This is a genomic window from Cyclobacterium roseum (genome assembly GCF_010119225.1).
Taxonomy (GTDB): domain Bacteria; phylum Bacteroidota; class Bacteroidia; order Cytophagales; family Cyclobacteriaceae; genus Cyclobacterium; species Cyclobacterium roseum.
On record NZ_WNKF01000002.1, the window covers coordinates 152949 to 167819 of the forward strand.

Here is a 14871-nt window from a genome sequence, read left to right on the forward strand (position 1 = left end):
TAGAAGTTCTATTGGTAATCCATTCCCTGGTTACTTTCCTCACAGGAAATCAGCCAATTTTTAAGATTCCGGGACAATTCAGCCGCCTTTTGGGGCTTGTCCAGAGAGATATCCGTAGTTTCTCCGGGATCATTGAGCAAGTCAAATAAAGCGAAGTTTTCTCCGTTGTCCGCCGAATACAATTTGAATTGGTTGTCCATAATGGCCTGTTGGTTTTGAAACCGGAAAGCGATGGTGGATGCTCTCGTTTGCTTATTTTCCTGAATTAAGGGGAAAACATTGGCACCGTCCAGGGGCTTTACTCCGTTTTGATTATCAATGCCCAATATACCCAATAGGGTTGGGAAAATATCACTGGTGGAAACGGGTAAATTGGTTTTCTTTCCCGCCTCAATTTTTGCTGGCCATTCGATCAGTGCCGGAACGCGGATACCGCCCTCATACAGGCTTCTTTTTCTTCCCCGAAACGGCCCTGCGGAGCCCTGGGTCCGGTTGATTTGTTCCGGCCCTTCGGGCCCATTGTCGCTGCAAAACAGGATCAGGGTATTTTCGGCGATTCCCTTTTCCCGGAGAAATTTTCGTAACCGGCCGATCTGTTCGTCCATAGCGGTAATGCTGCCATAGTAATGCTGTTTGTCCTCGGAAAAATCGGCATAGCGTTTTCGGTAAGCAGGCCCTGCTACTACGGGAAGGTGGGGCGTATGAAACCAGATAACAGATAAAAAGGCTTGGTTGGATTCAGCCGCCTGATCGATAAAAGGGATTACCCGGTCCATGATGATTCGGGAATCGTCTCCGGTAAGGTTATCCGTAACCTTTTCATCCTCCCCTGTCCAATAATAGGTACCAAAATGTTCGCCCGGTACCCTGTTACCAATATCCTGCGCCTCCGATTCCGGGGTGATCATGGGGTCCCAGGTAGGAACTTTGGATTCGGTAGAAAAGCTAACGTCAAATCCATTTTCCCAGGGCGGTGCGTAGTGCGCTGCTCCCCGGGGACCTCCCCTATTGGCATCTTTTTCCGTCACCGTCAAGGTGCCCAAATGCCATTTCCCAAAATGCCCGGTGGTGTATCCCTGGTTTTTCACCAGTTCAGCGAGGGTGAGCTCTTCTTCTTTCATATGTCCGGTATTGGCATGGGTGATGCCGTACCTTTCCGGATGCCTGCCGGTAAGGAAACTACCCCGGGTGGGTGAGCAAACGGCAGAGGCAGCATAGAACCGATTTAGCGTTAAGCCATTCTGAGCCATTTTGTCCAGTTCAGGAGTCTGCAAGTATAGATTCCCATTAAACCCCACGTCACCCCAACCCAGGTCATCGGCCATGATCAGGATGATGTTGGGGGGATCTGGGGTTTTATTCTGAGAATATGCATTACCGGTAAGGGAAAAAGATACCACCACGGCGTATATCCATTTAACTAAATATCTCATAGTATAAAATAGGCTAAAGAAATAGGAGCAAGCAAGGTTACCTACTCCTATATCATCTGTTTACAATTTGTTCTTGAGCGTTCAGAGAAATTACCATCCTGGGTTTTGTTCCAAATTGGAATTTAATTGGGTTTGTCTATCAGGAATGGGGAAAAGCATCATATGGTCTTCAACATTTTTACCTTGATCCCTCATTTTATCCAAAAACAGATTTCTTCTTTTTAAATCCCATGCTCTTTGGTTTTCAAACGCCAGTTCGAATCTTCTTTCCTCTAATACGGCTGTTCTGAATTGATCTTGAGTCAGTGCATTCAAGTCTGGTAAATCAGATTCAATACCATTTCTGGCTCTTTCCCTCACTCTATTTATCCATTCGTATTTCTTTGGATTATTCGGTTCAGTCTCATTCATGGCTTCTGCCGCCATTAATAAAATGTCTGCGTATCTCATCACCGTATAATTCACACCGCTTTGTAATTCCCCTTCCCTATCGTCAAACTTATTGATGTAATAAGGAAAGCTCCCACCATACACCTCTTGCATGGTAATCGTCCCGGATACGCCGTCAATATGTTCGTAATGATCGGCAATAGTCACAGACCTTCTGTATGATTCCGGGTTTTGAGCTATAAAATCAGCAGAAGGTGCGTAAGACCCAGGAATAGTCGTTCCTGCCCAAAAGGAATTGCCATAAGGTCCTGAAGGAGCCCTGGGTCCGTATCTTCCGGGTAATGGATTATTGTTTTCTCCACTCAGGTATTGAATTTGATAAATATGTTCTGAGCTGTTATCATTTTCAGGTTTGAAAAGGTCTGCATAATCGTCTAGCAGTCTGTACCTATCAGAATTGATCACTGTCTCTGCATGGGAAAGGGTGTTTTGAAAATCCCCTCTATACAAATAGATCCTTGCCAACAAGCTATTTGCAATGTCCGAATTTATCCGTCCTGAAGGACTTGTAGGCTCCAATTCGTCCGCTGCAACTTGCAGATCCTGAATGATAAAATCAAAGACGGCATCCGCCGTAGACCTTGGTTCGTAAATATTATCAAAACCAACGGTGGGTGAATCGTATAATGGAACACCTCCCATTGCCCGTGCCAGGTGAAAATAATAAATAGCACGTAAAGCCCTCGCCTCTGCAATTAGATCTGCTTTTCTCCCCGCCTCAAAATCAATATCCTCTGTGTAGCGGATCACTTCATTGGTCCGGTTTATGGCCGAATAGCACTGAGACCAAAGTCCATCAGTGACTTCGCTATTGAACGTAAATTCATCCCATTCAAATGCATCCGGGACAATCGGAGAGATGGTCATATCATCAGCAATCATCTCACCATAATTGGGCTCCATCGATACCAACCCATAAAGGTTATTATAGGCCCCATATAGTCCAACAAGCGCATCTTCCTCCGATTCATAAAAGTTGGCCAAACTTATATTACTTGGTGGGTCTTCCTGCAAAAGATCATTACAGGACTTCAAAGGAAATACCAACAGAATAACGATATAAATTTTTATTTTTAGTGTCTTTTTCATGACTTGAATCATCTTGAATTAAAATCCTAATTTAACGCCTATCCTTACACTTTTTGACATGGGGTAAGCACCATTGTCAACTCCCATTTGTACATTACTTGAGGCATATAAATCCACTTCTGGATCAAAACCCGTATAATCAGTGAAGGTGAACAGATTGTCGCCAGCCACGTAGAGCTGTGCATTCCGGATACGATTCATTCCTGGAAAACCAGGAGGTAAATTGTAAGACAGGTTAATGGTTTTGACCCTTAAAAAGGAACCATCCAATACATCTCTGTCGCTAAAATTTTTCCATTCTCCTGCATTGGTTATTGGAGCCTCAATGGTATTACTTGTACCAGGTCCCGTCCACCTTTCCTCAAAAAAGACCTTGTAAACATTGTGCTTTTGGGGCTGCGCCAATAACCCTATCCTGTTCATGTCGGCTATTTCATTTCCATAAACACCGTGGATAAAAACTGATAGGGTTAGGTTTTTGTAAGAAAAATCGTTTGAAAAACCATAGATGAAGTCCGGATTGGGATCTCCTATAACCTCCCTATCGTCATCATTTCTTCTAAAACCATCGCCATTTAAATCGGCATATTTAGGTAAACCCGGTCTGTTGATGCCTCCAACGGTATTTCCCGCAGCAATAATTTCTTCCTCTGTTTGCCAGATTCCTGCAAACCTGTACCCGTAAAATAAACCCAGAGGCTTGCCAGGTTCAGCAATGGTCTGCCCATGTGCGGACTCCCCTCTTCCTATTCCAAAAAGAAGCCGGTCTGTTCCATCAGCCAATGAAAGTAATTTGTTTCTATTAAAGGACATATTGAAGGAGGAATTCCAGGTCAGTTCTCCAAAAGTATTATTTATTCCAATTTGAAACTCAAAACCTCTGTTTTCTACCGACCCAATATTCTGAACCGATGTTCCGTACCCTGATTGATTGGGTATGGTTACATTAAGCAAAAGATCATCTGTTTTCTTAATGTAGTAATCAGCGGAAAAATTAATCCTTCCTGCTGCAAACGCTGCATCCAATCCAACATTGAATTGGGCAGTTTTTTCCCATTTTAAATCAGGGTTAGGTATCCTATTGGGAACCAACCCAATTACTGGTGCTCCATTGATGATCGGTCTTACTGTATTATATAGAGCCAATGAAGAATAGGGACTGATATTTTCATTTCCTGTCACCCCATAGGAGGATCTTATTTTAAGATCTTCAATGGTATTTAACTGTTTGATGAAATTTTCATCCCCCAGCCTCCAGGCAAATGCTGCTGAAGGGAATACCCCCCATTTATTTTCATCTCCAAATTTTGATGACCCATCTCTCCTTACCGTACCAGTAAAAATATATTTGTCATTATAAATGTAATTTAACCTCCCAATGTAGGATAACAAAGCCGTATTCACCGCATTGCTTTCAGAAGGCCTGGGATTGGCACCAATTCCTAAATTATTGAATTTAAGTTTATTGGTAAAGAATTCGTCTGTTCTACTCAATACGCTTTCGGTCTCTCTGGTTTGTATTGTATATCCCAAAAGACCGTTTATCCTATGCTTTGCCCCAACCTCACGATTGTATGACAAGGTATATTCCTGCAGCCAGTTATTACTTTGAATGGTCCCAATAGATGCCACTCCCAAATTGGGAAGGGCTTGTGTTTCGGCTGTATTAGGTATGTATACATCACGTTTGGAATTGACCACATCTGTGCCAAAATTAGTCTTGAAGTCAAGCCCATCCAAAATATTGAAAACCACAAATGCATTACTTAAAACCCTGGTGGTTTCAGTTATATCTGTACGTGTTCTTGCAATGGAAACAGGATTTTCAAGGATTTTAACTGTTTCATCATGATTGTGCAGGTAATTTCCATCTTCATCGTAGACTGAGATCACCGGGGTAGTCGTAAGCGCATTCCAAAGAGGTGAATCATGTTGAAATCCACTTCCGTCAGAGGGTACGGCATCATTAATGGATTTATTAACATTTAAATTGATTCCGGCTTTGATCCTATCATTTATTTTTTGATCCAAATTGAATTTTAACCCTCCTCTTTTAAAATTCGACTCAATGATGATACCATCCTGGTCCATGTAATTTCCTGATACTAAGTATTTGGTATTTTCGGTGCCACCGGATAGAGAAAGATTATAGGTATGCGTCAGGGCAGTTCTGAAAATCTGATCTTGCCAATCAGTTCCTTCACCCAATTCCTCAGGTAATGGTTTATTGATCCCATCATAGATCAATGGTTGATTGTTATTGAGTGCCCACTCATTCGTAAGAATGGCAAGTTCTTCAGCATTGGCCAGATCTAGCTTTTTTCTAACATTTGCGACATTCAATGAATAATCAAAATCAATTTTTGCACTTCCGAGTTTACCCCTTTTGGTAGTAATCAATACCACCCCATTGGCCCCGCGAGCTCCATAAATGGCAGTTGCAGAAGCATCCTTAAGTATCTCAATCGATTCTATTTCACTGGGACTGATAGAAGATAGCGGATCTGCTGCCAGGGCATTGTTTCCTGCTCCACCTGGGGTTGTATTAATATTATCGATCGGAAAACCGTCAATTACATACAAGGGGTCACTGGAAGCATTAATGGAGTTGGTACCCCTGATTCTTATTTTCATTCCTCCTCCAGGGGCATTTGAGGCTGCTCTTATATCCACCCCTGCAGCTCTTCCCTGCATGGATTGAATCAACGTATTTGCAGGCGTTTTTTGCATGTCTTCGCCTTTTACGGAAGAAACGGCGCCACTTAAATCAGACTTCTGCTGGGTTCCATACCCCACTACCACCACTTCTTCCAGGGACGATTGATCCTCCAGGAGCGTGATGGAAAGGTCCGTTTGATTTCCTACCGTAATTTGCTGGGACTGGTACCCGATAAAAGAAATCAACAAAACCGAACCTTCTTCTGCTTCCAGACTGAAATTGCCACCAATATCCGTGGCGGTGCCTGTATTGGTTCCTTTTACCAGCACGGTAGCCCCTGGAATGGGCTCCCCGTTTTCATCGGTTACGGTTCCCCTTATTTCCACCGCTACGTTAGAAACCGACACGATCGGTTTTTCCTGTCCTTTCCGGTGGGCCTGTACATGGATATTATGGTTGATTTGTTTGAAATCCAATCCGGATTGTCGGGCGATCTCGACCAATACCTCATAAAGGCTTTGGTTCTTGTCCTCTAGGGTAATTGGAGGCAAATTCCTGACTTCCCTTGTAAGGTATACAAAGGTGAAATCGGATACTCCTTCAATCTTCTTGAATGCATCCTTGACCGGGACTCCTTCCAGGGGTAGCCTGACCACCACCTCTTCTATGCTTTTGATCTGGGCATTGCCATTGGAGGCTACTAAAAAGCCCATGGTCAAACACTGGAAAAGAAAAGCATAGGTAAATAATTTGCTCATGCGTATAACATGCCTAAGTATAAGATTTTTCATATCTTTACATGGTTTATTTTGGCTATTGTGTAAATGGTTGAATAAACGGGCATCGGGTACTGATTAGCGTCAAATGGCCCGATGTTTAACTACTTCCGAAGGTGTTACAGCACCTTCGGTTTTTTTACTTTCAATCTGAATTAGTTTTTCATAGGCAGTGAAGTTTTGGGTTCCTATTTGAATGTTATGCTGACCTGGTCCTTTTCGATCCTGAAATCAAGTCCTGCCGTATAGCTCAGGCCTTCCAAGACGTTTTCCAGTGTCTCGTTATGGAATTTCCCCGACAGGTTCTTTCCGGGTTTTGGTTGGTTTTGAAAATGAAAACTGACCCCATACCAGTTTTCCAGGGCCCTAATGGCTTCCGCCAAATTCGTGTCATCAAACACGATGGTTTTTCTGGTCCAGGCCAGGATGGCATCCTCATCAAATTTAGTCCTGGAAACCAGCATTTTGTCCGAACTGATACTTATGGCCTCTTTTGGAGACAATAAAATTTCTTCCTTTTTTGAATCTGGCAGTGCTATGGATACCTTCCCAGTTACCAGGGAAATCAGTTGTTTTTCATCCCTATAGGCCATGATATTAAAGGAAGTACCCAAGGCAGTGGTATTGACTCCTCCTGCATTTACCGTAAAGGGCCGATCTGGGTCATGTGCCACTTCAAAAAAGGCTTCCCCCTCCAAAAAGACATCCCGAACGGCTTTGAATCTGTCCTCCTCATAGGATAAACTGCTTCCCGCATTGAGCATTACTCTCGTTCCATCAGCGAGGGAAATACTAGATTTTACACCTGGAGGGTTATTGAAAACGACCTTCTTCACGGGTTGGGGAATTTCTACCGTTGGTTCAGGAAGCGTATAGCGGCTCGTAAAAAAACCTACCCCCAGTGCTATCAGCAATATGGAGGCAATGCGCCAAAAATAGCCTATCTGAAAAGAATCCTGGGTGCTTGTGGGCTTCTCTTGTATAATCCCTTGCCTGATAGGTACTACTTTTGCAAATTGCTTTTGTTGGTCTTCCTTAGTGGTTTTGGTCTCTATATGGTCCCAGATCTCCTTATATTCCGTATCCTGAAGCGGGTATTGGTTTGAAAACAACTCCAAAATAAGCTCCCTGGCCAGCTCCACATCCTTCACAGATGTGGGGTTAGTGGACAAATAGTGCTTCCAGGTCTTATTACGTTCGGGACTTGGATTTAATACCCATTTCCTAAACTCCGGGTTTAGCACCAGGCCTTTGACTGTATCGTTGTAAATATCCATTTAGGCATGTTTTCATGGATAGGTGTCGGATAAATCAAAAATCTATCCTAAATTTTTGGACTATTTTCAAAAAAATTAACTGAAGTAGCTTAAATGGGAAAAATAAAGTGAAACAAAGAGGAGGTAAAGCTTTCTTAACTTGCATAGGGCCTTCCAGCTCAGTGTATATACGGACTGAACATTGATCCCCATCAGCTTGGCAACTTGTTCATTGGGAAGGTTTTCGAAAAACACGTAGCGAATTACTTCCATCTGTCTGGGTGGAAGTTTGGAAAGGGCTTCTGACAATCTCCGGTTGTTGGCTTCTTCCGGATGGATGTGGATGATCCCAGACTCCGCTTCATTTTGATAATAAAGCGAATTTGCAGCCAGTTCCTGATCGTTGGCATGTCGCTTTTTTTCCCTGGCCAATTCCTTTTTGATTTTATTGGAAAGGGCCTTAAAGACATAAACTTTCACATTTTTGACGGCTGCCCCGTTTCTCCTGTACCGCCAAATCTCGATAAAAAGTTCTTGAATGCAATCCTTGATCAGCGTCCGGTTAGGGACAATGGAAAGCCCAAAAGCCATCATTTCATTGGCAAATAGCGTATAAAGACCCTCTAAACCCGTTTTATCATCCTGCTGAATACACCTCCAGCAATCCTTGCTTTCAGCAATAGTCCTATCATCAATATGCGAATGAGGTTGGCTCAATTTGAGTTAATTTGGGTTTGCTATTCAATAATAAAAAAAAATTTCGCACCAAACCAATATTATGGGTAGTAAAGTTGTTTTTACAAAGAAGTGAAATACTTTTAATTCCCTAAATAGGTTAATTAAAAGGTTCCGATGCAGGTCAAAAATGCTTAAACCCAAAAAAATAGATTATAGGAAAAGGATTGGCACAACCAAGGCAATCATCTATCTGCACCGCTACTCATCATTTCATTTTATGGTTATTGTGCTTAAACATTACATGCGCTGATTCCCGGCCGGACCTGGAATGAGATTGTATACGAGTTCGGCCACTAATTCAGTCTAATTTGGTATTAGGAAATTAATATCAACCGCATTAAGATTCTGGTTATACCTATTTGAACATTCCTGCTTCCCACTTTCGGTAAAGATCTCTTTCGGAACCACTGATAAAAGTTAGGTTATATTAGGATATCCAGACAAAAAATTATGCCTAACTTAGGTCCTATTGTTATTTCTTAGTCGAAATACTAGTAGAAAAAAGATGGGAAAGCTCCAAAAAGTTTCACCTCTTTATTTTTGGTAAAGGATTATGGGGTTAAATTATTATACTATTTTTTTATTCTCGGACGATGGTAAATGTCTTTAAGCGGCCATTTGCCGGCCTGTCGAAGGACAGGGAATCTTGCAAATGATAATCATCATACTGTGTGTGACGTTCTCGTTTTGCTCGATTTCCTAGGATTTCTTGCTGGCTGTATCAAAGATCGAGACAACTCGTTTTCGGATGGTCCCCTCTGCATTTAGCATCGTGGGACGAACCTCAGCCGACAGCAGTTCGGAAACTTATTTAGATAATGACCGGAAAAATAGTTGCACCAACGGTCATGGATTTGTTTTCTCCGCCTTTCCCAATCCGACCTAGCTACAGTCCCGAAATGTTTGGGCATCGGGTAAATCGGAGTTTGTATATGTTTGGACTTGTAGGCTGCCTATTATATATGGAAAGCAGCAAAATGGATACAAGAACGGTACATTTGTTAATCGTGGGAAACGTTTCTTTCAGTAGCTAGTGCATGGTGTATGCTGCGAATAGATAAAAATGCAGAAATTTTGCGGATTTCGGCAAATTTTTAGGAATTAAAAACTGGTACAAGAACAAGTAATTATCCAAAAAACGGTTGACAGCTTACTCTTTTCTTAATGCCGTACGTCAGAAAGCGGACCGGGCAATAAATAGTCCGGGCATATAGGTTGTTTGCATTCTTTGGCAGATCTTAAACAAGCTCTTTTTCGTCTTTATAAATAGATTCCTCTGGGAAATTTTCCACCCAATACCCTTTGTATCTTTTTCTATAGTACCCATACTTTTTTGGTAGGTATGAAATTACTTTCAATAAGCTAAAAATTCACTTAGTCCGTGAGACACTTGAAATTCTGCAAGTCCAGGTAATTCCAAAATTGAGAAAACTATAGTTTTTTAATCTTAAATTGAACAGTGACCCAAGAATAAATCCCAAAAAAGCTGAGCGTGATGTTATCCTCACCACGCTCAGCTTTGCTGATAGAATTTTCCAATAAGCCTTATTTAATACCCTTCATTTTGAACCAAACTAGTATTGTTATCAATTTCTCTTTGAGGAATTGGAAATAATACATTATGGGATTTAAATATACCTGAACCACTGTCATAGCCTATCAGGTCTCCGCTGATAGAGGAATTGGTCCGTAACATGTCAAAATAGCGGTTACCTTCATAAGCCAGTTCCCAGGAACGCTCCTCAATAACTGCCTTTCTAAAATATGATTTCGTGGGTTGATAGTTTTCTGAATTTTCCAGGTTTGGGAGCAATACCCGGTTCCGAACCTGGTTGATGGCGTCCAGTGCTTTTGGACTGGGACCATTTACTTCATTTTCAGCTTCTGCTAGGATTAAAAGTGTTTCCGCATACCTTATTTTGGGATAATTCATGCTGGATCCTCCCACTATATCTACAGTCGGATCAAAGTATTTGAAAATGTGGGGTTCAAATTCTACGATACCAGATCCATCAGCTGCGGGATAACTTGAATAAAATTGGCCGCTTTCCGGTAATCATCATCGCTATAGGAATTATAAAACTCCATGTTGGGTAAAATCGCACCAAACTCCTCTGTATTGGCCTGAATTCCCCGATACCTGGGCAAAAACCACGCATGGAAATTGCTTGAGTTAATCGTTCTTTCAAATTGTATAGAAAAAATATGCTCCTTTCCATTCTTATTTTCCACATCAAAGGCATCAGCGTAATCATCAAATAACTGATAGGCCCCTGAATTGACCACTTCTTCGGCTTTGTTGGAGGCTTCCTCCCAACGTTCCAAAGTCAAGTAAACTTTGGCCAATAAGGTAGATGCTGCTCCCTTTGTTGCCCTTCCGTGTTCAGCTTCAATGGATCCGGCAACAGGAAGATGGTGTTCTGCATTGATGAGGTCCTGAATGATCTGGTCATATATGACAGTAACATCTTCCCTTGTAAGGTTAACGTTGCTAATATTTAAAGTAGGTTCAACGGTCAACGGAACCGCTCCAAATAGCCTTACCAAATCAAAATAGAAATAGGCCCTTAGGTAGTAAGCTTCACTTAATATCCTGGCTTTGGCATTTTCACTCATATCTATTTCTGGCACGTAGTAGAGTACAGAGTTGGCTGCGTTAATCCCTTGATAGGAATACTGCCACCATAATCTTAGGTGTCGAATGGCCGGATCGTAAATGTATGCATCCAATCTGTCCTGATCCACTACGGATACACCTGTGCCAGAATCGGCTTGATCAGAAGGCATCTCCAAGGTGAAAAACACACTTTCCCCGTAGGCGATACCTTGGTAAAACCTTGGCAAAATAGCATAAACGGCATTAATGGCACTCTGGGCATCCTCTGCATTTCGATAATAAGCATTCGGGCTGATAAAAGTTTCCGGGTTCTCTTCAAGGAATTCGTCACAACCAGCGAACCCCAGGGATAAGATCAGGAATAGGGTGATGTATTTCAAGCTATAGTTTTTCATGATTTTAAATTTATTGGTGAATACCCTTTTAAAGGCCAACACTTAAACCCAAAGTAAATGTACGGGGTGTGGGATAACTGCTGAATTCAATACCCTGCCCAAAATTCCCTCCATAGGTACTCACTTCGGGATCGTATCCACCATAATCACTGATTAAAAAGAAATTTTGAGCACTGGCAAATACTTTTAAGGTGTTGATCCATTCTTTACCCTGGAGGTTAAAATTGTATCCAAGTGAAATATTTCTGCCTCTGATAAACGACCCATCTTCCACATGGCGGGTAGAAAGTCTTAAATCACTGTTTTTCCTTACCCTGGCAATGGTGTTACTAGGATTTTCAGGGGTCCACCGGTCCAATAACGTGGCGTAACTATTGGCTTGAGTTTGTCGATCCTCCAGAACAATAGGGTTTAAATTCATGACGTCGTTGCCTTGAACTCCTTGGATTTCAATAATCAGATCAAAGTTTTTGTAAACAAAAGTATTGATAAAACCAAAGTTGTACTTAGGCGCAGTATTACCGATAATAGATTGGTCTTGCGAGTCAATTACCCCATCTTCATTCAGGTCCAAGTAAATAATGTCACCAGGCTGGGCATTGGGCTGGGCACCATGTGTTAAAACTTCCTCCTCATTTTGGAAAATCCCCAACCTTGTCCATCCCCATAATGATCCAATCGGCTGACCTACCCGCAGAATATTGGTTTGGGTTACAAATCCGGGACCTGGAAAAATATCATCTCCTTCAGCTCCTAATTCCAATACCTCATTGTCATTGAAGGAAATATTGGCATCGGTATTCCATTGAAAATCTCTGTCTACATTAACTGAACTTATCATAAATTCAATCCCTCTATTTTCCACGCGGCCAATATTTCTAAATATCGATTCATATCCGGTTGTGTACGGTAACGGGGCATTTAAAAGTAAATCATTGGTTTGCTTGTAATAAGCATCAATGGTCAGAGACAACCTATTGTTTACCAACCCAATGTCCAGTCCTATATTTCCTTGAGAAGTTTTTTCCCACCTTAGATCAGGGTTCGGTATCCTTCCAGGACCTAATCCAATAGTACGCTGACCATCGATAATGTAAGTATAGGTAGCCAAACTTGAAATAGAATTGAAAACTCCGATTTCCTGGTTTCCTGTAATCCCATAACTTGTCCTTAATTTAAGGTCGGAAATGATTTCCTGCCCTTCCATAAAACCTTCATCCGAAATTCGCCAGGCAAAGGCCCCAGAAGGAAAAAACCCGTATTTATTGCTTTCTCCGAATTTTGAGGATCCGTCCATTCTAGCTGACACCGTAAACAGGTATTTCTTGTCCAAAATATAGTTGATTCTGCCCAGATAGGAATTTAGCGCCCAATCAAAAGTATTGGAAGTAGGAGGTTGGGGCGTGTCCCCAATTCCCAGGTTATTGAATTTAAAAAAATCATCATTTAATCCCCGGGTAGATGCCCCGAAATTTTCATGTCTGAACTGTTGCCAGGTAACCCCCATCATGGCATTGATGTCATGTCTTCCATTTAATATTTTCTGATAACTGATGGTATTTTCGTTCTGCCAGGAAAGTTCCCTTACATTAGACCTTATGGCCAGGCCCCGGGTATTTCTAGTCCTTCTTAAAGTTCTGGGGCTATAATAATTCCTGGATTCATAATTGATGTCCGCACCTCCACTAATCCTTACTTTAAGATCTTTGATCACCTCATATTCAAGAAAAAGGTTTCCCAAGGTCCTTGTAATAGTGAAGTAATCTTCAATTTCATTCAAGATGGCAACCGGATTGTCCGTCCCCTCCCCTCCTGGATGATCAGCACTGTTCGAATAGGTGCCGTCTTCGTATTTTACTGGAAGAAATGGAAACATTTCCAACATGGCCCTGCTGGCATTTAATCCGCCGTTATCTGTGTCTATCCGTCTGTCTTTGGAATGATTAATGGTCAGACTTGTACCTAGAACTAACTTATCGGAAAGGTTATTATCTAGGTTAATTCTGATATTGGCTCTCTCCAGTTTAGAATTGAGCATAATCCCCTCTTCATCCAAATACCCAATTGAAATACCATATTTACTTTGCTCATTGCCTCCGTAAACGCCTATCTGATGATTTTGGCGAAAAGCGGTTCTGGTAGCTTCTTCCTGCCAATCAGTATCAAATTCTGGGTTTTGAATCTGTTCCTGTGTAAACTGGGGAGTTAATCCTGAATAAAGATAGGCCTCATTTTCCATCTGCATGTACTGAGAAGCGTTCAGCATGGGGATTTTGCGGGCCATATTGGAAAATCCAAATTGACTATCATAAGTAATTTGAGGTTTTCCCACCTTTCCTCTTTTAGTGCTAATCAATACCACTCCATTAGCACCTCTAGCACCATAGATGGAAGTTGCTGAAGCGTCTTTCAGTACTTCTATGGATGCAATATCGTTGGGATTAATAAACTGTAGTCCACCTACCCCTATTATGCCGTCAACCACGTAAAGCGGTTCATTTGTGGCACTTATGGAATTACTCCCTCTGATTCTGATCGAAAAATTACCTCCAGGTGCTGCAGAATTGTTCATTACCTGCACACCAGGAATTCTTCCTTGAAGAGCGTCAGCTGCATTCGTCAAAGGTCTGCTGTGGATCAATTCGGAATCCACAATACCGACTGACCCTGTTAGGTCAGATTTATTTACTGTTCCGTATCCAATTACCACCACCTCTTCCAGCGATGCCTGATCTTCTACCAGCGTAATGGAAAGGTTGCTTTGATTCCCTACCGTGATGCGCTGAGATTCATAGCCAATAAAGGAAACCAATAATACCGCTCCCTCCTCCGCATCCAGGCTGAAATTTCCATCGATGTCGGTCGCTGTGCCCGTATTGGTTCCTTCTACCAGAACGGTAGCACCGGGAATGGGCTCCCCGTTTTCATCGGTAACCGTTCCGGTAATGGGTCTTAGCTCCACCTCGGCCATAACCTGAACCACCGTTTGACCCGTGGGAACCACGTCAATGGTGTGGTTCATCTGCCTAAAACTCACCTGCAATTGCTGTCCTGCTACTTGGAGACGCTCTTCTACCGTACCCAATTCCGAGTCGAATACCAAGAGCTGGGATTTATCCAGCTTTTTATTGTCATAGGCAAACTTAAAAGGTGTTTTCCTTTCTATTTCTTTAAAAAATTGCCGGACATTCATTGAAGGAACCGATAGGCGGATGGAAACTTCATCTATGCGCTTGTATTGTCCTTTTGCCTGCATGATGCTAGCAAAATTGACCAGCAGCATTTGTAAAATTAAGCCATATAAAAAGCCTTTGGACAACATGAGTATTGCCTTTAGTAATTTATTTTTCATAGTTTTGAATGTTTATTGGAGATTGATTTCAATAAGCCTGGTCTCTTGATGGCCCCATTCCCCAATGTACACCATCATCAGACCAGCCCTTTGCCGGTTGGTTTTA

General features: G+C 42.1%; 8 protein-coding genes. All 8 read right to left on the minus strand.

All coding sequences use genetic code 11. The annotated features are described in order from the left end of the window. Window positions 1–8: 8 nt before the first annotated feature. Entirely contained in the window at window positions 9–1433 is a 1425-nt protein-coding gene (locus GJQ68_RS03280; RefSeq protein WP_162415884.1) for a sulfatase-like hydrolase/transferase, read from the minus strand. Between the two features lie 90 nt (window positions 1434–1523). Continuing rightward, complete coding sequence (locus tag GJQ68_RS03285; RefSeq protein ID WP_162415885.1) at window positions 1524–2972, minus strand: RagB/SusD family nutrient uptake outer membrane protein; 1449 nt, start codon at window positions 2970–2972, stop codon at window positions 1524–1526. Between the two features lie 18 nt (window positions 2973–2990). Next, window positions 2991–6422: a SusC/RagA family TonB-linked outer membrane protein gene (locus GJQ68_RS03290; RefSeq protein WP_162415886.1), complete on the minus strand. Its 3432-nt coding sequence runs from the start codon at window positions 6420–6422 to the stop codon at window positions 2991–2993. Between the two features lie 173 nt (window positions 6423–6595). Further along, window positions 6596–7684, minus strand: a complete 1089-nt coding sequence (locus GJQ68_RS03295) for a FecR family protein (RefSeq protein WP_162415887.1) — start codon at window positions 7682–7684, stop codon at window positions 6596–6598. Between the two features lie 75 nt (window positions 7685–7759). After that, entirely contained in the window at window positions 7760–8380 is a 621-nt protein-coding gene (locus GJQ68_RS03300) for an RNA polymerase sigma factor (protein ID WP_162415888.1), read from the minus strand. A 1570-nt stretch (window positions 8381–9950) separates the two neighbouring features. Continuing rightward, window positions 9951–10403, minus strand: a complete 453-nt coding sequence (locus GJQ68_RS03305) for a RagB/SusD family nutrient uptake outer membrane protein (protein WP_162416201.1) — start codon at window positions 10401–10403, stop codon at window positions 9951–9953. Then, window positions 10397–11413 (minus strand): RagB/SusD family nutrient uptake outer membrane protein, encoded by a 1017-nt coding sequence (locus tag GJQ68_RS03310; RefSeq protein ID WP_162415889.1) that lies wholly within the window; start codon window positions 11411–11413, stop codon window positions 10397–10399. The genes GJQ68_RS03305 and GJQ68_RS03310 overlap by 7 nt, the downstream gene beginning before the upstream one ends. 28 nt (window positions 11414–11441) lie before the next feature. Next, the gene (locus GJQ68_RS03315; RefSeq protein WP_162415890.1) at window positions 11442–14765 is read right to left on the minus strand and encodes a SusC/RagA family TonB-linked outer membrane protein; all 3324 of its coding nucleotides are present in this window, start codon (window positions 14763–14765) and stop codon (window positions 11442–11444) included. Window positions 14766–14871: the final 106 nt, after the last annotated feature.

Coding starts and splice junctions, on each gene's coding strand:
- GJQ68_RS03290 (WP_162415886.1), bottom strand. CDS start 6,422: ATGAAAAATCTTATACTTAGGCATGTTATACGCATGAGCAAATTATTT.
- GJQ68_RS03280 (WP_162415884.1), bottom strand. CDS start 1,433: ATGAGATATTTAGTTAAATGGATATACGCCGTGGTGGTATCTTTTTCC.
- GJQ68_RS03315 (WP_162415890.1), bottom strand. CDS start 14,765: ATGAAAAATAAATTACTAAAGGCAATACTCATGTTGTCCAAAGGCTTT.
- GJQ68_RS03285 (WP_162415885.1), bottom strand. CDS start 2,972: ATGAAAAAGACACTAAAAATAAAAATTTATATCGTTATTCTGTTGGTA.
- GJQ68_RS03295 (WP_162415887.1), bottom strand. CDS start 7,684: ATGGATATTTACAACGATACAGTCAAAGGCCTGGTGCTAAACCCGGAG.
- GJQ68_RS03310 (WP_162415889.1), bottom strand. CDS start 11,413: ATGAAAAACTATAGCTTGAAATACATCACCCTATTCCTGATCTTATCC.